The 19,982-nt window shown below is 53.5% G+C and carries 19 protein-coding genes; 13 read left to right on the forward strand and 6 right to left on the reverse strand.

From position 1 onward, the window contains the following. Window positions 1-93 precede the first annotated feature (93 nt). Window positions 94-693, reverse strand: a complete 600-nt coding sequence (cobO, locus tag ACW44H_RS06920; protein ID WP_457507999.1) for a cob(I)yrinic acid a,c-diamide adenosyltransferase — start codon at window positions 691-693, stop codon at window positions 94-96. Window positions 694-942: 249 nt separating this feature from the next. Between cobO and ACW44H_RS06925 the strand changes: the two genes are divergently transcribed. Genes ACW44H_RS06925 through ACW44H_RS06940 form a run of 4 tightly spaced genes read left to right on the forward strand, consistent with a single transcriptional unit; the run spans window position 943 to window position 5,951 of the window. Then, on the forward strand, window positions 943-1,428 hold the full coding sequence (locus ACW44H_RS06925) for a YajQ family cyclic di-GMP-binding protein (protein WP_113268212.1): 486 nt from the start codon (window positions 943-945) through the stop codon (window positions 1,426-1,428). Window positions 1,429-1,486: 58 nt separating this feature from the next. After that, window positions 1,487-4,117: an aminopeptidase N gene (gene pepN / locus ACW44H_RS06930; protein WP_457508001.1), complete on the forward strand. Its 2,631-nt coding sequence runs from the start codon at window positions 1,487-1,489 to the stop codon at window positions 4,115-4,117. Between the two features lie 38 nt (window positions 4,118-4,155). Continuing rightward, window positions 4,156-5,115, forward strand: coding sequence for a lipid kinase YegS (yegS, locus tag ACW44H_RS06935; RefSeq protein ID WP_457508002.1), 960 nt, complete (start codon window positions 4,156-4,158; stop codon window positions 5,113-5,115). Window positions 5,116-5,159: 44 nt separating this feature from the next. Next, complete coding sequence (locus tag ACW44H_RS06940) at window positions 5,160-5,951, forward strand: hypothetical protein (protein WP_113268209.1); 792 nt, start codon at window positions 5,160-5,162, stop codon at window positions 5,949-5,951. A 76-nt stretch (window positions 5,952-6,027) separates the two neighbouring features. Here ACW44H_RS06940 and ACW44H_RS06945 read toward each other — a convergent pair whose 3' ends face one another. Next, entirely contained in the window at window positions 6,028-6,231 is a 204-nt protein-coding gene (locus ACW44H_RS06945; RefSeq protein WP_007114660.1) for a cold-shock protein, read from the reverse strand. 135 nt (window positions 6,232-6,366) lie between these two features. On the opposite strand from ACW44H_RS06945, the gene ACW44H_RS06950 reads away from it, so the two are divergent. Further along, on the forward strand, window positions 6,367-7,023 hold the full coding sequence (locus ACW44H_RS06950; protein ID WP_457508005.1) for a LysE family translocator: 657 nt from the start codon (window positions 6,367-6,369) through the stop codon (window positions 7,021-7,023). A 34-nt stretch (window positions 7,024-7,057) separates the two neighbouring features. Here ACW44H_RS06950 and ACW44H_RS06955 read toward each other — a convergent pair whose 3' ends face one another. Further along, the gene (locus tag ACW44H_RS06955; protein ID WP_457508007.1) at window positions 7,058-9,007 is read right to left on the reverse strand and encodes a transglycosylase SLT domain-containing protein; all 1,950 of its coding nucleotides are present in this window, start codon (window positions 9,005-9,007) and stop codon (window positions 7,058-7,060) included. Between the two features lie 149 nt (window positions 9,008-9,156). On the opposite strand from ACW44H_RS06955, the gene ACW44H_RS06960 reads away from it, so the two are divergent. The 4 genes from ACW44H_RS06960 to sixA all read left to right on the forward strand — a co-directional run bounded on the left by ACW44H_RS06960 (window position 9,157) and on the right by sixA (window position 13,312). Next, complete coding sequence (locus tag ACW44H_RS06960; RefSeq protein ID WP_113268206.1) at window positions 9,157-9,489, forward strand: YkvA family protein; 333 nt, start codon at window positions 9,157-9,159, stop codon at window positions 9,487-9,489. Between the two features lie 138 nt (window positions 9,490-9,627). Beyond that, window positions 9,628-11,562: a molecular chaperone HtpG gene (htpG, locus tag ACW44H_RS06965; protein WP_457508009.1), complete on the forward strand. Its 1,935-nt coding sequence runs from the start codon at window positions 9,628-9,630 to the stop codon at window positions 11,560-11,562. A 126-nt stretch (window positions 11,563-11,688) separates the two neighbouring features. After that, a complete protein-coding gene (locus ACW44H_RS06970; RefSeq protein ID WP_457508011.1) occupies window positions 11,689-12,831 on the forward strand; it encodes an NAD(P)H-dependent glycerol-3-phosphate dehydrogenase in 1,143 nt (380 codons plus the stop codon). After that, on the forward strand, window positions 12,824-13,312 hold the full coding sequence (gene sixA / locus ACW44H_RS06975) for a phosphohistidine phosphatase SixA (RefSeq protein ID WP_457508013.1): 489 nt from the start codon (window positions 12,824-12,826) through the stop codon (window positions 13,310-13,312). Before ACW44H_RS06970 ends, sixA begins: the two co-directional genes overlap by 8 nt. A gap of 74 nt (window positions 13,313-13,386) precedes the next feature. Here sixA and gatB read toward each other — a convergent pair whose 3' ends face one another. The 3 genes from gatB to gatC form a co-directional block, all read right to left on the reverse strand. Further along, entirely contained in the window at window positions 13,387-14,841 is a 1,455-nt protein-coding gene (gene gatB / locus ACW44H_RS06980) for an Asp-tRNA(Asn)/Glu-tRNA(Gln) amidotransferase subunit GatB (protein ID WP_457508015.1), read from the reverse strand. Beyond that, entirely contained in the window at window positions 14,841-16,301 is a 1,461-nt protein-coding gene (gatA, locus tag ACW44H_RS06985) for an Asp-tRNA(Asn)/Glu-tRNA(Gln) amidotransferase subunit GatA (protein ID WP_113268202.1), read from the reverse strand. The genes gatB and gatA overlap by 1 nt, the downstream gene beginning before the upstream one ends. A 71-nt stretch (window positions 16,302-16,372) precedes the next feature. Further along, a complete protein-coding gene (gatC, locus tag ACW44H_RS06990; RefSeq protein WP_113268201.1) occupies window positions 16,373-16,660 on the reverse strand; it encodes an Asp-tRNA(Asn)/Glu-tRNA(Gln) amidotransferase subunit GatC in 288 nt (95 codons plus the stop codon). Between the two features lie 229 nt (window positions 16,661-16,889). On the opposite strand from gatC, the gene ACW44H_RS06995 reads away from it, so the two are divergent. Genes ACW44H_RS06995 through ACW44H_RS07010 form a run of 4 tightly spaced genes read left to right on the forward strand, consistent with a single transcriptional unit; the run spans window position 16,890 to window position 19,947 of the window. Then, complete coding sequence (locus tag ACW44H_RS06995) at window positions 16,890-17,927, forward strand: rod shape-determining protein (protein WP_008958638.1); 1,038 nt, start codon at window positions 16,890-16,892, stop codon at window positions 17,925-17,927. 24 nt (window positions 17,928-17,951) lie between these two features. After that, window positions 17,952-18,881 carry a rod shape-determining protein MreC gene (gene mreC / locus ACW44H_RS07000; protein WP_457508017.1) on the forward strand — a complete coding sequence of 310 codons (930 nt, stop codon included), beginning with the start codon at window positions 17,952-17,954 and terminating at the stop codon, window positions 18,879-18,881. Beyond that, window positions 18,881-19,369, forward strand: coding sequence for a rod shape-determining protein MreD (gene mreD, locus ACW44H_RS07005; RefSeq protein WP_457508019.1), 489 nt, complete (start codon window positions 18,881-18,883; stop codon window positions 19,367-19,369). Before mreC ends, mreD begins: the two co-directional genes overlap by 1 nt. Further along, on the forward strand, window positions 19,366-19,947 hold the full coding sequence (locus ACW44H_RS07010) for a Maf family protein (RefSeq protein WP_113268198.1): 582 nt from the start codon (window positions 19,366-19,368) through the stop codon (window positions 19,945-19,947). The genes mreD and ACW44H_RS07010 overlap by 4 nt, the downstream gene beginning before the upstream one ends. The last annotated feature ends 35 nt before the right edge of the window (window positions 19,948-19,982 follow it).

Raw genomic sequence — 19,982 nt, forward strand, 5'->3', positions numbered from 1 at the left:
ACTCGATAGCTAATAACGGTGCAAGCTGGTCATAGATGAGTAGATGAGCAAAAGGGGCAACTTAGTTGCCCCTTTTATTTTGATGGTTCGTTTTTAAAAGTCGATGCCCCGGCGCGCCTGTAAGCCGTTATTAAAAGCGTGGCGAACTTCCTGCATCTCGGTCACTGTGTCGGCCATGGCGACCAACTCGCGGTGAGCATTGCGACCGGTAATAATTACCGTCTGCTCTAATGGGCGATTCTCTAGCGCTTGCTTAACGGTTTCAATGTCCAAGTAGCCAAACTTGATCATATACGTGATTTCATCAAGCACCACCAAATAGGTCTCGGGGTCCGCTAGCATACGCTCGGCCTCTTTCCATACTTCTTGGCAGGCATCAGTATCGGCTTGACGGTTCTGTGTGTCCCAGGTAAAGCCAGTAGCCATTATCGCCACTTCCAGATTGGCATCCTCTTCTAATCGATTGCGTTCACCACACTCCCATAGCCCTTTGATGAACTGCACCACGCCGACTTTGTAGCCGTAGCCCAGGGCGCGGGTGACCGTTCCCCACGCAGCGGTGGTTTTACCTTTACCGTTGCCGGTGTTGACGATGATTAGGCCGCGCTGTTCGTTGGCACTGGCGACTTTCTCCTCTACGCGCGCTTTAAGTTTCTCCATGGAGGCTTTGTGGCGGGTGTCGCGGTCACTCATGGTATCTCCTGGGTAAAAAAGGTTTGGCTGAACAATAGTCAATTTTATAAACCGCTAGCCTAAGCTATCCGCAGTAGGTTGAACATCACTACGGATTTACTTAAAGACAGTTTTGTATAAATATTTCCCAGCTGTTGTGAATATTTGTCTTAATAATTCACATTGAAATCCAACAAAAAAGAAGAGAATTGGCCCCTAGGGGGCTGGCTGCTCTAGAATAGATGGTCATGTATCGTCAGGAATTACACCATGCCCTCATTTGATATTGTGTCAGAGTTCGATAAGCACGAAGGTGCTAACGCCGTTGATCAAGCAAACCGAGAAGTGCAGTCACGTTTTGATTTTAAAGGCGTTGATGCCAGCTTCACGCTTGAAGGTGACAAAGTGCAGCTAGAGGCGGAAGTTGATTTCCAGCTTAAGCAAATGCTGGATGTGCTGCGTGCTCGATTAATCGCGCGAGGTATCGACGCCCGCTGTATGGATATTCAAGAGCCAGTGCTCTCCGGTGTAAAAGCGCGCCAGGAAGTTGCCTTAAAACAGGGGCTCGATCCAGCAGAGGCTAAAGATGTGGTCAAGCGCATTAAAGCCAGCAAGCTGAAAGTACAGGCGCAAATCCAGGGTGAGAAGGTGCGTGTGACGGGGAAAAAGCGTGATGATTTACAGGCCGTCATGACGCTACTGCGCGGGGAAGAGGGACCGGATTTGCCTCTTCAGTTTGATAATTTCCGCGACTAGGCGGCGACGTTGAACATTTTTATTAAATAATATTCGTTTTATACAGGAGTCACGCACTATGTCTGATCCGCAGCCGGTTTACCTAAGCGACTACCAGCCACCCGCCTACCGGGTAACCCATACCGAGCTGACGTTTGATCTTGACCCCGCCGCGACCCGTGTGAAAGCGCGACTATTGATGGAGCGTCATCCAGAGGCTGACGCAAATACGCCGCTGATATTAAACGGCGAGCACCTAAAGTTGATCGCTCTGTCGATTGACGCAACGCCGCTGGAGGAAGCCGCTTACCAAGTGGATGCTGAGGGGCTGCGTATTGATCAGGTGCCTGAGCGTTTTATGTTGGAGAGCGAGATTGAAATTGCCCCGCAGGAAAACACCGCTTTAGAGGGGTTGTACCAATCGAACGGCATGTATTGCACTCAGTGCGAAGCTGAGGGCTTTCGGCGTATCACGTTTTACCCTGACCGCCCCGACGTCATGGCGACTTTTAAGGTGACCGTGATTGGCGATCAGCAACGCGAACCGGTCTTACTGGCTAATGGTAACCCTGTCGAGCGTGGTGAGCTGGATGGCGGGCGCCATTTCGCGACCTGGGAAGACCCGCACCCTAAGCCCAGCTACCTCTTTGCTCTAGTGGCGGGCAATTTACACAGTGTGGAAGACCATTTCACTACCATGAGCGGGCGAAATATCACGCTGCAAATTTGGGTGGAAAAAGACAACCTGGATAAGACCGAGCATGCGATGGCTTCATTGAAACGAGCCATGGTGTGGGATGAACAGGCCTACGGCCGTGAGTATGATTTAGATCTATTTATGATCGTGGCCGTCAATGATTTCAATATGGGGGCGATGGAAAATAAAGGTCTCAATATTTTTAACTCTGCAGCGGTATTAACCCACCCCCAAACAGCTACTGATGCCGCTTTTCAGAACGTTGAGGGCATTGTTGCCCACGAATACTTTCACAACTGGTCCGGCAACCGCGTGACCTGTAGGGACTGGTTCCAACTTTCACTGAAAGAGGGTTTTACGGTCTTTCGTGATCAATGCTTTTCGGCGGACACTAATTCGGCGCCGGTTAAACGCATCCAAGATGTCTCTTTTTTCCGTACGGCACAGTTTGCTGAGGATGCTGGCCCCACGGCGCACCCTATTCGCCCTGACCACTTTATTGAAATTACCAACTTCTACACCCTGACGATTTATGAGAAAGGCGCGGAAGTCGTCCGCATGCTGCGTAATTTAGTGGGGGAGGAGAGTTTCCGTCGCGGTTCAGACCTCTACTTCGAGCGCTTCGATGGTCAGGCGGTGACCATCGAAGATTTCGTAAGTTGCATGGCTGAAGCCTCTGGCGAAGATTTTAGCCAGTTTATGCGCTGGTACTCTCAGGCAGGTACGCCAGAGATTGATGCCCACGGCGAATATGACTATGTGCATGCAAAATACCACCTAACGCTTCGGCAGCGCACACCAGCGACGCCAGGCCAGCCGGATAAGCTTCCGTTGCATATTCCGGTGCGCATGGGGTTGGTGGGTACAAAGTCGGGCCAAGACCTTGCGATGACGCTCAATGGTGAAAAAATAGGTAAGGACGCTGTTATCCATCTGCGTGATGAAGAGCAGACATTTGTCTTTACCGATGTCGCCGAGGCCCCCGTGCCGTCTTTGCTACGCGAGTTTTCAGCGCCCGTGAAGCTGCATTACCCTTACTCACGGGAAGATCTTGCTTTTCTATTGACGCATGATAGTGATGGTTTCAACCGCTGGGATGCCGGTCAGCGCTTGGCTCTCTTGGCGTTGGATGACCTGATTGCGGCCCACCGTAATGGCGTCGAAAAAGTAATGGACAGTCGCGTTATTGATGCCTTTAGAGTACTTCTGAGTGGCCCGATGAACGATAAGGCGGTGTTGGCTGAAATGCTAACGCTACCTTCAGAAGCCTATATAGCGGAACAGCAGCCTATTGTGGATGTTGATGCCATTCATGCAGCGCGTGAGTTTGTCCGCCAGTCGTTGGCGGTTGCCCTGCGCGATGAGTTCCTGGTTATCTATGAGGCCAATGTGACCGAGGAGCCATACGCGCCGACACCCGAGCAAATTGCCCAGCGTAGCCTGAAAAACGTAGCGCTCTCCTATCTGATGTCGATTGAAGATGAGCAAGGCCTAGCCCTATGTGAAACGCAATTTGCCGCCGATCACAATATGACCGATGTGCGCCAAGCGCTAACGTTGTTGGTACATAGTGATCGCGATGATTTGGCCTCGCCAGCATTGAAAGCCTTCGGTGAAAAGTGGGCGCATGACCCCTTGGTGATGGATCAGTGGTTTACCATTCAGGTCTCACGTCCGCAGGCAGATGTGCTTGATCGTGTAAAATACCTGATGCAGCATCCCGCGTTTTCGCTCAAAAACCCCAACAAGGTACGTGCCCTTATTGGAGCGTTTGCCCAGAACAGGGTGAATTTCCACCGATTGGACGGTCAGGGCTATCAGCTGCTGGCCGATGTGGTGATTGAGCTCAACCGACTTAACCCTGAAATTGCCGCACGACTTATCACTCCGCTCACGCGCTGGCAGCGCTTTGATGAAACCCGTCAAGCATTGATGCGGTCACAGCTCGAGCGTATTAAACAAGAGCCTCTATCTTCAAATGTGTACGAGGTGGTCGAAAAGGCACTGGCATAATGGTCAAACGCAGTTAACCAAGGAAAGGAATAACAACGGTGACAGACCTTCAGCAACACTATTTACTTATTATCAATGGAAAGTCTGCCGGTATGCCGGCATTGCGTGAAGCCGTCAGTGAACAGCGCCAAGCTGGGATGAAAATTACTGTCCGCGCTACCTGGGAAGGGGGTGATGCTGCTGATATTGCTGAGTTATCAGGCGCAATGGGCATTACCCACGTGATTGCCTGTGGGGGAGATGGCACTGTCAGCGAAGTGATGAATGGGTTGATGCGTTTGCCCCATGATCGCCGTCCAGTATTGGGGATTGTGCCGCTAGGCAGTGCTAACGACTTTGCTACCTCGGTTGGTTTGCCGCTGGAACCAGGACCTGCCTTAGCTGCCGTGAAAACATTGAGCGCTTATCCTATCGATGTTGTGCGCGTGACGGCAGGCGCGGGAAGTGAGTCTGACACCAGCTACTATATCAATATGACGACGGGTGGGTTTGGCGCGGAGGTGACATCGACCACACCGAAAACACTAAAGCGGTTATTGGGTGGCGGCGCCTATTCTTTGATGGGTGCGCTAAAGGCATGGCGTCATCGGAGTTATCGCGGCACGCTGCATTGGGATGATAAAGAGGAAAATGTATCGCTATTACTGCTTGCCCTGGGCAATGGTCGCCAGTCAGGCGGAGGGCAGGTGCTAGGGCCACGCGCTAAACTTGACGATGGTTGTCTCGATGTTCTGCTGGTTAAAGACTTTAGGTCGGTAATGGAGCTGACCAGTCTCATTAGAGAATTGCAAAGCTTCCCGTCTGATGGGCGTTTCGTACGCTACTTCACCACGACACAACTGACGTTGACCACGGAGGTGGATAATTCACCTTGGCCGCTTACGCTAGATGGCGAAGCGTGCTGTTATGACCACTTCTGCGCGGAAGTGGTGCCCCTCGCGTTGCGTGTGCTACTTCCAGATGATTGCCCGTTGCTTTCTTCGAACAGTCGGGTTTAACCGACTTTGCTCAGATTTTTTACGTTATAAAGGAGAAGAATTAAATGGCAAATCGCGTGTGGATGCCCGCACTCGCCGTTGTGGCATTACTGCTAAGTGCCTGCGGTGATTCCCAGGAAGAGCCGACCGTGACTCCAGATGATAATTCGACGGTAGCGGACGAAGAAATGGCTCGTGGTGAGGATGCAAATGAGGAGGAGGCCGCGGCTACCTCTGAAGATTCGGCTGATATGTCCAGTCCTGAAGAAGTAGAGGACGACATTGAAGCACGCCAGGCTGCTGAAGAGCTTGAGCAAGCGGACGCGCTGGATGAAGATAACGATCTACCAGCTAGTGATAATGCGGCGGCTAACGGTGAGGAAGTGGAAGCCGGAGAAGATACGCTGGCAGCCAGTCCGGACGATGTGCTCGATGAAGAAAGCGCTATGCCGGGTGAAGCGACACGCTCCGATGTGGATGAAATCATTGCTGAAACGGAGCGGCGTTTTGAAGAGGCAGAGCAACGCTTGGATGAACAGTTCCAAGAGGTAGAGCAACAGGCGCCCACCATAGAGCCGATGGAGGATGAGGATTTCTCGCCTAGCTGGGACACAGAAAGCAGTATCCCGGAGCGGACACCTTTGCAAGATGATCGTGAGGCGACCAATGTTGATGCATTGATAGAAGACACCGAGCGCCGCTTTGAAGAAGCGCAGCAGCGCCTCGAAGAGCAGTTTAAGGAGTTAGAAAATAGAGAAGCCGAGAGCGGACCGGCGATAGAGCCTGACGAAATTGAGCGTGGTGATGAAAATGCCCGTGAAGATAGCCAGGAGACTGGTTCCAGTGATGATAGGTGATCCCTAGGCGGAGTATTCTCATTTATTGACCATAAAAAAGGCCCGCATTAGCGGGCCTTTGTCCATCCGTTAGCAATTAAGCAGGACGAATGTTGGAAGCCTGAAGGCCTTTTTTACCCTGAGTCACTTCGAAGCTGACTTTTTGACCATCTTGCAGGGTCTTGAAGCCTTCAGCTTGAATTTCGGAGAAGTGGGCGAACAGATCGTCTCCGCCGTCATCCGGAGAGATGAAGCCGAAGCCTTTAGTATCGTTGAACCACTTAACTGTGCCAGTTGCCATTTTCCATTTCCTTAACGAGCTTAATAATCAAACGGGCAACTCAATTGTCCACCCGCTACAATCACTCTAGATGTAAACTCGGCTGTCGTCCAGCGACATTCCTAAGATTTTCTATTTCGTTGCGAGCAAGCATAAATGATGCAGTTCGGTTTTATAGATGCGCAGTTTGTTTCCTTTCTGGTAGCGATCACGCTGCTAACGATTAGTCCCGGTGTCGATACCTTGCTAGTTATTAGGAATACCGCCCGTGGGGGCGTTCGAGATGGTATTACCACCAGCGTGGCTATCTGCTGCGGACTATTTATTCATGCCACCATTTCTGCATTAGGTATCTCGCTTATCCTGCTGCAATCGGCCTGGGCGTTTCATATGTTTAAGCTGGTAGGGGCGGGCTATCTAATTTGGCTGGGTATCACGAGCTTATTGGCAGCGCGACGGGGACATTCGCTACCCATTAATGGGGCACTAAAAGACGCGCCTGCCGTTTCGCGCTGGCAGCCGGTCAAAGAAGGCTTTTTATCCAATGTATTGAATCCGAAAACGGTGGTGTTCTACATGGCTTTTTTGCCTCAGTTCATCGCTCCCGGCGACCCTGCTTTGCTGAAATCTCTTTGGCTGGCGAGCGTGCATTTTATCATCGCCAACATCTGGCAAGTCAGCGTGGTGTTGATGGTGGGTAGTGCAGGGAAGTGGCTCGCCAACGCACGTTTTGCGCAAACCTTAAACGCTGCCACGGGAACCGTACTGATCGTTTTTGGTATTCGGCTAGCATTAACACAGCGCCCGGTATAAACGGGCGCTGGTATTGTCGCGATTAGTGAAGGGCTTAGCGGCGGGCAAGCAGGGCCCGGTCGTAGCGTACCTGCTGCTCGTTATCGCTCAGCAGCGAAACACCTTCGCTATTGCCGCCGTTGGCTAGACTCTCAAAAATCACTCGATAGCTAAGTACGGCCTGTACGTAGTCGCGCGTTTCGCGATAAGGAATGCTTTCCACGAATAGATCAAATGCCTCCACGCCATCCCCTAGCCACTGGTCGACGCGGCCAGGCCCAGCGTTATAAGCCGCGGCAGCGGCTAGGCGATTGCCCTGATAACGTTTCAGCTTGTCACGCAAATAGGTGCTGCCCAAGCGGATATTTAGCTCTGGGTCTAGTACACCGTAGGGGCCAGGATCGCTAATGCCCAGTTCGCGGCTGACTTGGCTGGCGGTGCCGGGCATTAGCTGCATTAAGCCCCGTGCGCCTGCGGGTGAAAGGGCGTTAGGGTTGTAAGCGCTTTCGCGGCGGGTAATGGCCATCAGCAGGTATGGGTCAACGCCGGTAAGGCGACCCCAATGCTGAAAGCTATCGTGATAGGCCTGGGGGAAGCGCCAATCCAACGAATCCCACAGCTCGCCAGCAATGGTGGTCTGCACTAAGCGCGCATGCCACTGCTGTTGGGCAGCATAGTCAGCTAACGCTCTCGCCTGTTGGGGTGAACCACTTTGCACAGCGTTTAACCACTCGCTGTTGGCGAGCCCATCTTCACCAATGCGTAGCAATGCCTCAGTGCGCTGTACCGCGGGGAGCTGGGCAATGCGTTGTCGCGACGCGTCGTCAAAATGATGGCGTTCATGATTCAACTGATAGGGTTGGCCGAGCTTTTCTGCGGCCGCGAAGCCGTAAAAACTGCGATCTTGCGCAGCCTGCTGGTAGCGTGCTTCGGCGGCCGCTTGGTTGCCAAGCTGTGCATTGGCGCGGCCCAACCAATACTGCCAGCGGCTATTTTCTTGCTGGATGGTTGGCAGCTCAGCAATCCAGTGGATCACCCCGTTCCAATCCCGGTTAGCCAGCGCATGGCGGACACGAAGCTCTAAGACACGCTCGCTCTCAAGGCTCGGTAGCACGCCGTCAACCCAGCTTAGCGTGCCGGGTACATCGCGCACCAGGGCATAAAAAGCCAGCTCTTCCTCAATGGCCTGGCGGTCACTGGGCAGCAGGTTTAAACGCGACGAGAGTGTCTGCCAGGCGGCAAAGGCTGCTGGCGTGTCTTCACGGATGTAGCGCTGCATAGCGGCCCGGTAGAAGCTTGCTGTGGCAGCACATTCTGGGCCTAAGCAGGTGGGTGCCTGGGTAATTGCGCTGCTGCGTTTGCTGACGTCTTCTGCAGTGTCCAGAGCGGTTTGCCACTGGCCGTTTAACAGCCCGCCAAGATAGCTTGAAAGGCGTGTTTCTCCCGCCTGCCAAGCTAACATTTTACGCTCCCAGATAGCCGTGGCATCAATAGTGCCGTTAGCTCGCAGGCGATCAAATAGTGGGTCACAGGCGTTAGGCTGTGAGCTGCCAACCCGCCATAAGTCCAACCCTGCCTCGCTTGCCTGCTGGGGTTGAGAAGCGAACAGCGCGGTGTAGTAGTAGCACTGACGGGCCGTACCTGCAGGCTCGCCATCGGCAACCGAAAGCAAGTCGCTAAAGCGACCGGCATGGCCATAGTGGGCAATGGCCTGGCCGCGCATCCAACCGGCGAGGGGGGAATCCTCATACTGATTGATAAAGCGATGCACACTGTCAGGGGAGAGATTCGGCAACTGCGCCTTCAAACGGTGGTATTCCACGTAGCCACGCAGCGGATGGTCTTCTATCGCGGCTGCGTCAACACGCGCCCACTGCTGCTCTCTTGCTGCCGCGAGTGCATCGCGTAACTCACTATCGGTAGCACCCCACGAAAGTGCGGGTAACCCCGCCAGTAATGCCGTACATAGCACACGAGCGGTATGGCGAAATGGCAAAGCCAACATGGTGCTCTCTCTCTATCGGTGTAAGGTTATCTGGACAACCGTGGACTTCCACGTAGTTTGCTGAGCAATCGCTATACTGAACCAATAATAGTCAGCATGATCTGACCACGAACATCTTGCAGAGAATATACTTGGAGGACTTACTTACGATGGCCCCATTATCCACTTGGTGGTTTCTGCGTCGACTCAAATCCCGTGTTTGGGCGACAAAACGTATTGTGCGTGCGTTAAAACTGTTTATACCAATGACACGTGATGTGATTCGTGGCGACTTTCGGCCAGTGCCCTGGTCGGCATTCGCCATGATGGCATTAGCGCTAGGCTATTTGGTACTCCCGTTTGATCTTATACCTGATTTTCTAATGCTAATCGGCGTGGTAGATGATGTGTTGATTGTCGGCTGGTTGCTAAACCGTATCGATCAGCGCCTGGAGGGTTACCGTGCCTGGAAGTATAATGACCCCGACATAACGCCTTCTTAACCTCTGCTGTTTCTTAACTCCAGCTGCTTGAAAAAGCGCTGCTTATCCCCATATCAGGCTCACGAGACTACTTTAATGCCTCTGCTGCTTTTGGCAGGGGCACATGACCCAACGTGAACCATAATAAGGGATAAGCGCATGACTACTGCTACCCATGAGCAAGCGACTGATAAAACAGCGACCCATGAAGAAACGCTTGGCTTTCAAACGGAAGTTAAGCAGCTGTTGAATTTAATGATTCACTCTCTGTACTCCAACAGAGAGATCTTCCTTCGCGAACTTATCTCAAACGCTGCGGATGCCTGCGATAAGTTGCGCTACGCGGCACTCGATAACGATGCGCTCTATGAGGGCGATAGCGAGCTGCGTATCGAAATCGAACACGACCGGGATGCCAACACCATTACCTTGCGGGATAACGGTGTCGGTATGAACCGCGAAGATGTTATTGCCAACTTAGGCACCATCGCGCGCTCTGGTACCGCCGAGTTTCTCAAGCAGCTTTCCGGTGAGCAGCAGAAAGATGCCAAGTTGATCGGCCAGTTCGGCGTCGGTTTCTACTCGGGCTTTATTGTGGCTGATGAGATCGCGGTGCGCACGCGTAAAGCGGGCACTGACGCTGCTGAGGGCGTTGAGTGGCGCTCGAAAGGGGAAGGCGAGTTTACCGTTGCCGATATCGAGCGTGCCCAGCACGGTACTGAAATTATCTTGCACCTGAAAGAGGATGCCAAAGAGTTCGCCGATGACTATCGTCTGCAGGGTTTAGTGCGCAAGTATTCAGATCATATCGAAGTACCGGTGCGCATGCCGAAAACCGAAACGGCTAAGGACGATGAAGGCAACAGCATCGAAGGTAGTGAAGTAACGACCTGGGAAACCGTTAACGAAGCGACGGCGCTATGGTCGCGTCCCAAGAGCGAAGTTACCGACGATGAGTACAAGGCGTTCTATAAGCACGTTGCGCACGATTTTTCTGATCCGCTGACCTGGAGCCATAACAAGGTCGAAGGCAAGCTTGAGTATACCAGCTTGCTCTATGTGCCCGAGCGCGCACCGTTTGATATGTTTGACCGAGACGGCGCCAGAGGTGTGAAGCTCTACGTTCAGCGTGTCTTTATCATGGATGACGCTGAGCAATTCCTGCCGCTTTATCTGCGCTTTATCAAAGGCGTGCTGGACACCCGTGAACTGTCATTAAACGTCTCACGCGAATTGCTCCAGCAAGACCCCAATGTCGATAAAATCAAAGCAGCGCTCACCAAGCGCGGTTTGGATATGCTGAAAAAGCTGGCCAAGGATAAAGAACAGTATCAAACCTTCTGGAATACCTTTGGTAGCGTATTGAAAGAAGGCCCCGGCGAAGATCCGTCCAACCGTGAGAAAATCGCTGGCTTGTTGCGCTTTGCTTCAACCCACACCGATACGGCTACTCAGGAACATGCGCTAGCTGACTATGTCGAGCGTATGAAAGAAGGCCAGAAGAAGATTTACTACGTTGTAGCCGATAGCTTCAACGCGGCCAAAAACAGCCCGCACCTAGAGATATTCCGCAAAAAAGGCATCGAAGTACTGCTGTTGTCTGACCGCATTGATGATTGGCTGATGAGCCATCTGACCGAGTTCGACGGAAAAACCTTTGCCGATGTCGCCAAGGGCGAGTTGGATCTAGGCGACGTAGAAGACGAAGAAGAGAAGAAAGCTCAGGAGGAGACCGCTAAGGCCAAAGAGGACCTGGTCAAGCGCGTTAAAGAAGCGTTAGGTGAAGGGGTGCAGGAAGTGAAAATCACCCACCGTCTGACCGACTCTCCGGCCTGTGTGGTATTGCCCGAACATGAAATGGGCTACCAGATGCGCCGTATTATGGAAGCCGCTGGTCAGCCGCTGCCTGAGGTGAAGCCGATTCTTGAGCTGAACCCTAGCCATGCATTAGTAGCGCGCCTGGAAGGGGCTGAAGGCGATCTGTTCACCCAGCTCTCCTACATTCTGCTGGATCAAGCCATTATTGCTGAAGGTGGCCATTTGGATGATCCTGCAGCCTACGTGAAGCGCCTTAATAGTGTGTTGACTGCCTAGTTAACTGTGCAATGCTAAGGTATTGTCGCTATTGATGCCTGAGACGGCCCGCTTGGTTACTCAAGCGGGCCGTTTGTTTTGATACAGTAAGCATATACGTTCTGCAAGACTGACTAGGACTTCATCATGGCTGAGCAGCAAATTAACGTTGCGGTACTCGGAGGCGGGAGTTTCGGTACGGCATTGGCGAGTATTGCCGCCGATAATGGCGCACGCGTACGCCAGTGGATGCGTGACGAAACGCTGGTCTCGCAAATAAATAATGAACACCTTAATGGGCGCTATTTGCCTCATTATTTAATGAACCCGGCCGTGCATGCTTCATCGGATATCCAAGCCGTGCTGGCTGACGCAGAGCTGGTGCTGATCGCGATTCCTTCAAAAGCGTTTCGCAGCGTGGTGCAAGCAGCGAAAGCGTGGCTGACACCTAATCAAATACTGGTGAGCACCACCAAGGGAATTGAGCAGGAAGGCTTCTTGCTGATGAGCCAAGTGCTTGAGCAAGAAACCGGGTTTAGTCATATTGGCGTCATCGCTGGCCCCAACTTGGCGTCTGAAATTGCCGATAAGCAGCTAACCGCTACTGTGATCGCCAGCGCGGATCCATTAACGCGCACACGGGTCCAGCAGGCGCTTGGTTGTCGTTATTTTCGTGTTTATGCCAGCGATGACCGCCACGGCGTCGAGCTGGGTGGCGCGCTAAAAAATATATACGCCATTGCCGCAGGCATGGCGGCTGCGCTAGGCATGGGAGAAAATACCCGTAGTATGTTGATGACCCGCGCTTTGGCTGAAATGAGCCGCTTTGCTGTCGCCCAGGGTGCCAACCCCATGACATTTTTAGGCTTGGCAGGCGTGGGGGACTTGATTGTTACCTGCTCGTCCAATCTGTCGCGTAATTATCGAGTCGGTTATGCCATGGGGGAGGGACGTACGCTAGAAGAAGCCGTCGAATCACTCGGCCAAGTGGCGGAAGGGGTGAATACCGTTAAACTGGTATGCGCCAAGGCGAGTGAAATGGGCGTTTATATGCCGCTGGCTGAAGGGCTCAGTCATGTGTTATTTGACGGCGTACCCGCTCAAGATATGGCACGCACATTGATGATGGGTGAGCAGAGTAGCGATGTAGAATTTATTTTGCCCCGTGAAGCCGTACAGCAGGCTCATCGCGAACAAGCGCCTCACAACCAAGCTCCTCACAACCAGGCTTCTAAGGACCAAGCTTCTAAGGAAAAAGTTGCTAAGGACAACGGAGGCAGGAATGCCTAACGTGCTGTTAATGCGCCATGGCGAGGCCGCACGGGGGTATCCCGACCATGCGCGCCGACTAACACCTCAAGGCGAGCGGGAGAGTGAAAAAATGGCGCGCTGGCTGGCCGAGCGTGTGGCTGCGGGTGAGCTGCCAATGCCAACGCTCTATTCAAGCCCCTACGTACGAGCGCAGCAAACCGCGCAAGCGCTGAGTAAAGCGCTGGGTGCTCCCCTTGAGACGCTAGATTTTATCACCCCTGATGACTCACCCAGTGCTGTGAGCGACTGGTTGCTTGAACAGCCCGAGAGTGCACCGATTATGCTGGTGAGTCATATGCCGCTGATGGGCGATTTGGCGGGGTTGCTGGTCGAGGGTAGCCCTGCCCAAGGCGTTGGTTTTCCTACCGCCGCCATCGCCGAGTTTGAAGCCGACGTATGGGCAGCAGGCTGCGCACAGCTGAAGCGCTTTACTCAGCCCAGCCAGCTTTGGCTTCCATAAAGACCAAAACATAAAGGCCAAAAAAAGCGGCTGCCGAAGCAGCCGCTGATGTCTTCTATCGCCCAACACCACTGTTACAGCAGTGCATCGAGCTTCTCTTTAAGTAAGCTATTGACCTGTTGCGGGTTGGCGGTGCCACGTGATGCCTTCATTACTTGACCGACAAAGTAGCCGATCATCTTGCCGCGTTTTTCTGGCTCGGAGTCGCGGTACTGAGCGACTTGGGCGGGACTGTCGGCAATGACTTGATCAATGATCGCTTCAATGGCGCCAGTGTCGGTCATCTGCTTGAGACCTTTCGCCTCAATGATCTTGTCGGCGGAGTCACCCTGACCATTCCACAAAGCCTGGAAGACTTCCTTGGCGGCTTTACCGTTAATGGTGTCATCCAGCACGCGGCTGATCAGCTCGCCTAGCTGGCGCGCTGAAATCGGGCTGTTGGCAATGCTTAGATTTTCACGGTTAAGCGCCCCGGAAAGCTCGCCTTGAACCCAGTTGGCCGCCTGCTTGGCATCCCCGCACACGCGATGGACTGACTCAAAGAACTCGGCCATGTCACGACTGGCGGAGATAACATTGGCGTCATAAGCAGACAGCCCCAGCTCGTTTTGGAAGCGTTCTCGCTTATCAGCAGGCAGTTCGGGAAGTTGGCTGCGTAAGTGGTCCAGGTAGGCCTGGTCAAGCACTACCGGCAGCAGGTCGGGGCAGGGAAAATAGCGGTAATCGTTGGCCTCTTCCTTGGTCCGCATGCTGCGGGTTTCATCGCGCTCGGGATCAAAAAGACGTGTCTCCTGAACGACCTTGCCACCCTCTTCGATTAACTCGATTTGTCGCTCAACTTCAAACGCAATGGCACGCTCGACGAAGCGGAAAGAGTTGACGTTTTTAATTTCAGCGCGCGTACCCAATGCTTCCTGATCTTTACGGCGTACCGAAACATTGACGTCGCAGCGCATTGAGCCCTCCGCCATATTGCCATCGGAAATACCCAGATAGGTGACGATCGAGTGAATTGCTTTGAGGTAGGCGGCAGCCTCTTTGGAGCTGCGCATATCAGGTTCAGATACAATTTCCAGTAGCGGTGTGCCTGCCCGGTTAAGGTCGATGCCGGTCATGCCATGAAAATCTTCATGCAGTGACTTGCCCGCATCTTCCTCAAGGTGTGCATGGTGGATGCGGATACGCTTAGTGCTGCCATCCTCCAAGGTGATTTCAACCTCACCCGGACCCACGATAGGGTGGTACATCTGGCTCGTCTGATAGCCCTTGGGCAGGTCGGGGTAGAAGTAGTTTTTGCGGTCAAACACTGACACTTCAGCGATATCCGCATGCACTGCCAAGCCAAACTGAACGGCCATCGACACGGCCTGTTCATTGAGCACCGGCAATACACCCGGTAAGCCTAAATCGACGGCGCACGCCTGAGTGTTTGGCTCAGCGCCAAACGCCGTTGAGGCCCCGGAAAAAATCTTTGAACGCGTTGCGAGCTGAACGTGGACTTCAAGCCCAATCACGGTTTCCCATTGCATTAGGCGTACTCCTCAGCAAAGGCAGGACGTTGTAAGTGCCAGTCGGTCGCCTGCTGAAACTGGTGAGCGACATTAAGCAACTGCGCTTCGGCAAAGTGGGTACCGAGGATTTGCAGCCCCACAGGGCGGCCATTGGAAAAGCCTGCCGGGACGCTAATGCCAGGGATGCCGGCTAGGTTAACCGCTATGGTGTAGATATCCTGCAGGTACATCGATACGGGGTCTTTTTTGGCACCCAGATCAAAGGCTGGTGTGGGCGAGGCGGGGCCCATCAGTACATCCACATCTTGGAAGGCATCGAGGAAATCCTGGCGGATCAGGCGACGTACTTTTTGTGCTTTGGTGTAGTAGGCATCAAAGAAACCTTCTGACAGCGTATGAGTGCCGATCAAAATGCGACGCTTCACTTCTTCGCCGAAGCCCTCAGCCCGTGAGCGTGTATACAGGTCAATCAAGTCGCTGGGGTTTTCGCAGCGGTGGCCAAAGCGCACGCCGTCGTAGCGGGACAGGTTCGAAGAGGCTTCAGCGGGGGCAATCACGTAGTAAGCCGGAATTGCATAGGCTGTATGTGGCAAGCTGACATCGCGTACCGTCGCGCCCAGCGATTCGTAGACCTTCACTGCTTCGCGGACGGCCTTTTCGACGTCGGGGTCTAAGCCATCGCCAAAATACTCTTTAGGTAGGCCGATTTTAAGGCCCGAAAGCGGTGCATTAAGGCCTTCCACATAGTCGGGTACGCCACGGGCAACGCTGGTGGAATCGCGGCCGTCGTGGCCAGCAATGACACCCAATAGATGGGCGCAGTCTTCGGCGCTGCGTGCCATGGGACCTGCCTGGTCAAGGCTTGAAGCGTAAGCAATGATGCCAAAGCGTGACACGCGGCCATAGGTGGGCTTTAAGCCGGTGATGCCACAAAACGCCGCTGGTTGGCGAATAGAACCGCCGGTATCGGTGCCCATGGCCGCTGGCACTAAACCTGCTGCTACTGCCGCCGCACTGCCGCCGGAGCTGCCGCCAGGTACAGCCGTCAAATCCCAGGGGTTTTTGACCGGACCGTAGAAACTGTTCTCGTTGGAGGAGCCCATGGCGAACTCATCCATATTGGTTTTACCCAGGCTGATAGTGCCTGCCGCGTTCAGTTTTTCAACCACGGTGGCATTGTAAGGGGCGATAAAATTGTCCAGCATTTTCGAGCCACAGCTGGTTTTTACATCACGGGTACAAAAAATATCTTTCAAAGCCAGGGGAATGCCAGCCAGTGGGCCGGCACTGCCCGCTGCTCGTTCGCTATCCGCTTTTTCAGCTTGTTTGAGTGCCTGCTCAGCAGTCACGCTGATAAAACTGTTCAGCTTGCCGTCGGCCTTGTCAATGCGCTGTAAATAGTGAGTAGTAAGCTCGCGGCTTGAAAACTCACCACTTTTTAAAGCGGCAGCGAGTTGCGTTAATGTTTTCTCATACATGACCCAGAAGCTCCGTTCAGGGGCGAAAAAAAAAGGCATAAGTGGTGGCTTGGGTAACCTCGAATACGCGGTTATTCGACGACGCGGGGTACCAGATATAAGCCGTTTTCCACCGCCGGAGCACAGCGCTGAAACGTGTCGCGCTGATTCGTTTCGGTTACTTCATCGGCGCGCAGTCGCTGGGTCGCATCTAATGGATGGGCAAGTGGCTTAACGCCTTCTGTATCAAGCCCTTGGAGTTGATCGACCATGTCCAAAATCCGGCTTAGGTCGTCTACAAAACCGCTGGCTTGGTCATCGCTGACAGCGAGTCGGGCCAAATGCGCGGCCCGGCGCACATGAGATTCTTCAAGCGCCATGATCGAAGTTTCCTCGTAAACTTAATGGAACAATACCCGCTTTGAGCGGTATACATACCGATATCAAAAAAAACGTCTTGTGTAGCAGACGTGGAAAATAGCGTAAAAGGTACCACATATTGGCCTTAACGGGCAGTATTAGGCACGACTCGTGCTTGCTGCAAAGGGGTTGCGGTGATACCGTTTGCATCCGCATAGGGTTCCCGGTCTGCACTAGGTAACAACATCCATGTTTAAACGTTTGAGGGGGCTGTTTTCCAGCGATCTGTCGATCGACTTAGGTACAGCCAACACACTGATTTATGTACGCGGTCGCGGCATCGTGCTCGATGAACCTTCCGTGGTGGCAATTCGACAATCTGGCAATATGCGCAGCGTCGCGGCAGTCGGTACCGATGCCAAGCGAATGTTGGGTCGTACGCCTGGCAATATTACTGCGATTCGGCCGATGAAAGATGGCGTTATTGCTGATTTCACCGTCACCGAGCAGATGCTCCAGCACTTTATCCGCAAGGTTCACCAAAGCACTTTTTTAACCCCCAGCCCGCGTGTGCTGGTGTGCGTTCCTTGCATGTCAACGCAAGTAGAGCGTCGGGCGATTCGTGAGTCTGCTGAAGGTGCTGGCGCTCGCGAGGTGTTCTTGATCGAAGAACCCATGGCTGCGGCAATTGGCGCCGGCCTTCCGGTAGATGAAGCCCAAGGGTCGATGGTGGTGGATATCGGTGGTGGTACTACCGAAATCGCGATTATTTCACTCAATGGCGTGGTCTATTCCGAATCTATACGCGTGGGTGGGGACCGTTTTGATGAAGCGATCACCGCTTATGTTCGTCGCCATTACGGCAGCCTGATTGGTGAAGCCACCGCCGAGCGCATTAAAGAAGAAATTGGTTGTGCCTATCCCGGTGGCGAACTACGTGAAATTGACGTACGCGGGCGCAACCTGGCCGAAGGCATTCCAAGAAGCTTTACGCTAAACTCCCACGAAATCCTGGAAGCTTTGCAAGAAACGCTGGGTTCCATCGTGGCTGCGATCAAAAGCGCTCTTGAACAGTCTCCGCCCGAGCTGGCGTCTGACATCGCCGAGCGTGGCTTGGTGTTAACAGGGGGCGGTGCCTTATTGCGCGACTTGGATAAGCTCATTGCTGAAGAGACGGGGCTACCGGTAATTGTTGCCGAAGACCCATTGACCTGTGTTGCTCGCGGCGGTGGTAAAGCACTGGAAATGATTGATCAGCACACCTTTGAGTTGCTGTCGAGCGACTAATCGCAGCGGTTAATTGCGGGGGGATTGCCTATTAAACCGCTGTTTTCGCACGGGCCGCTGCCGGGATATCGGCTGTTTTTCTGCGTGCTGGCTGCCAGTGCTTTAATGTTTGTCGACCAGCGTTTTACGCGCATGGAACATGTGCGTGCACAAATGTCGATGGTCGTTGCTCCTATTCAATGGGTGGTTAGTGTGCCTAGCGACCTGTTGAATTGGGGGTCGCTTGCGCTCTCTGATCAACAGGCATTGGTTGATGAAAACCGCCGTCTGCGTGAACAGATTCTTACCCTCTCCCATCGTGGTCAGCGAATGGCCAATTTGACCGCTGAAAATAGCGAGCTGCGCGATTTGCTGAACGCTGCTAAACGCCGTGATATCCCCTATATCACAGCGGAGCTGCTGTCGCTCGACAACGATCCTTTTAGCCATCAAATGGTCATTAACCGTGGGCATCGAAACGGTGCCTACGTAGGTCAACCTGTCATCGATGCGTCTGGCCTGGTGGGTCAAATTACGGCTGTTTCTGCCTACTCCAGCCGCGTTCTGCTACTGGCAGATGCCAGTCACGCCTTGCCGGTTCAACTCAATCGTAACGGCCTACGTTTTATCGTACAGGGGGCCGGGCGCTACAACAGCGTGAATGTGATGCATGTGCCTGATACGGCGGATATTCGTGAGGGCGATTTGCTGACCACGTCAGGGTTGGCTGGTCGTTTTCCGCCCGGTTACCCCGTGGCGCGTGTAACCGAAGTCTTTCACGATCCCGGTAAGCCCTTTGCTCGGGTAACGGCCGAACCCATGGCACAGCTACAACGTTCTCGTCATTTCTTGCTGTTATTTCCGCCGCCACGGCAGGAAGTTGATGAGCAAGCTTGGGACGAGACATTGGATATTTCGGCAGAGGCGTTACGCTCTTTGCTGCAGCTTGCCACTCCCGAACAAGAGGTGCCCTGATGGCGCGCGCACCGGTAGTACCCATTTTAGCGATTTGGCTAAGTCTGCTATTGGCGTTATGCCTGCAAGTTATGCCGCTAGCGGATGGCTGGCAGGTGTACCGCCCGGAGTGGCTGGGTCTAATGCTGATCTACTGGAGTATGCGAACGCCCGACAGGGTCGGTGTTTTTCATGGTTTCGTGCTGGGCATTTTGATGGATTTAATTGAAGGCACCGCGCTCGGTCAGCATGCGCTCATTTACGCACTGTTAGCTTTTCTTTGTGCACTGGTGTATCCACGCTTTCGGGCTTATTCATTAGTACAGCAGTCGGCCTTGGTATTAGTGCTACTTGGCTTGGTGCAACTCGTTGCGCAATGGTTGCGAACCATTTTGGGCGATTTTTCGATTCATTTAGCCTTTTTAATACCCTCACTGATTAGTGCGCTGCTGTGGCCATGGCTGGCCACGATGTTTTTAGCATTAGAACGTCGATTGGCCACTTCATGACGGTCCCTGTCTTGTGCTTAGCCTCTGCCTCGCCGCGCCGCAGGGCTTTATTGGCATCTATTGGCGTGCCCGTAACGGTGCACCCGTGCGACATCGATGAGTCCCTCTTTGCCGATGAGGTGCCCACGGCGTATGTAAGCCGTCTGGCAATGGCCAAAGCTGAAGCTGCCGTCCCCCTAACTGACTTGCCAACGCTCGGTTCCGATACCGCAGTGGTGGTGGATGGACGTATTCTAGGTAAGCCGGTAGACGCCCAGCACGGTGCCGAAATGTTACAGCTGCTGTCTGGACGCAGCCATGAGGTGCTTACTGCCGTCGCGGTAAGTGGGCCGGAAGGCATGCTCTCCTGTTGTGTCGCTACCCAGGTGACGATGCGTGAAATTGAAACACATGAAATAGCGGCTTACTGGCGTACCGGCGAGCCTGCCGATAAGGCGGGAGGCTATGCGATACAGGGTCTGGCAGCCGTGTTTGTAAAACAGATCCAAGGCAGTCATTCGGCGGTGGTAGGACTACCGCTGTTTGAGACGACGCACTTGCTACGTCGACAGGGTGTGCCTATCTGGCAGCGCGTTTAACTGCCTAGATGAGAGTGCCGCCTGCGTCGCTGGCA

This window comes from Vreelandella sulfidaeris Esulfide1 (assembly GCF_054072535.1).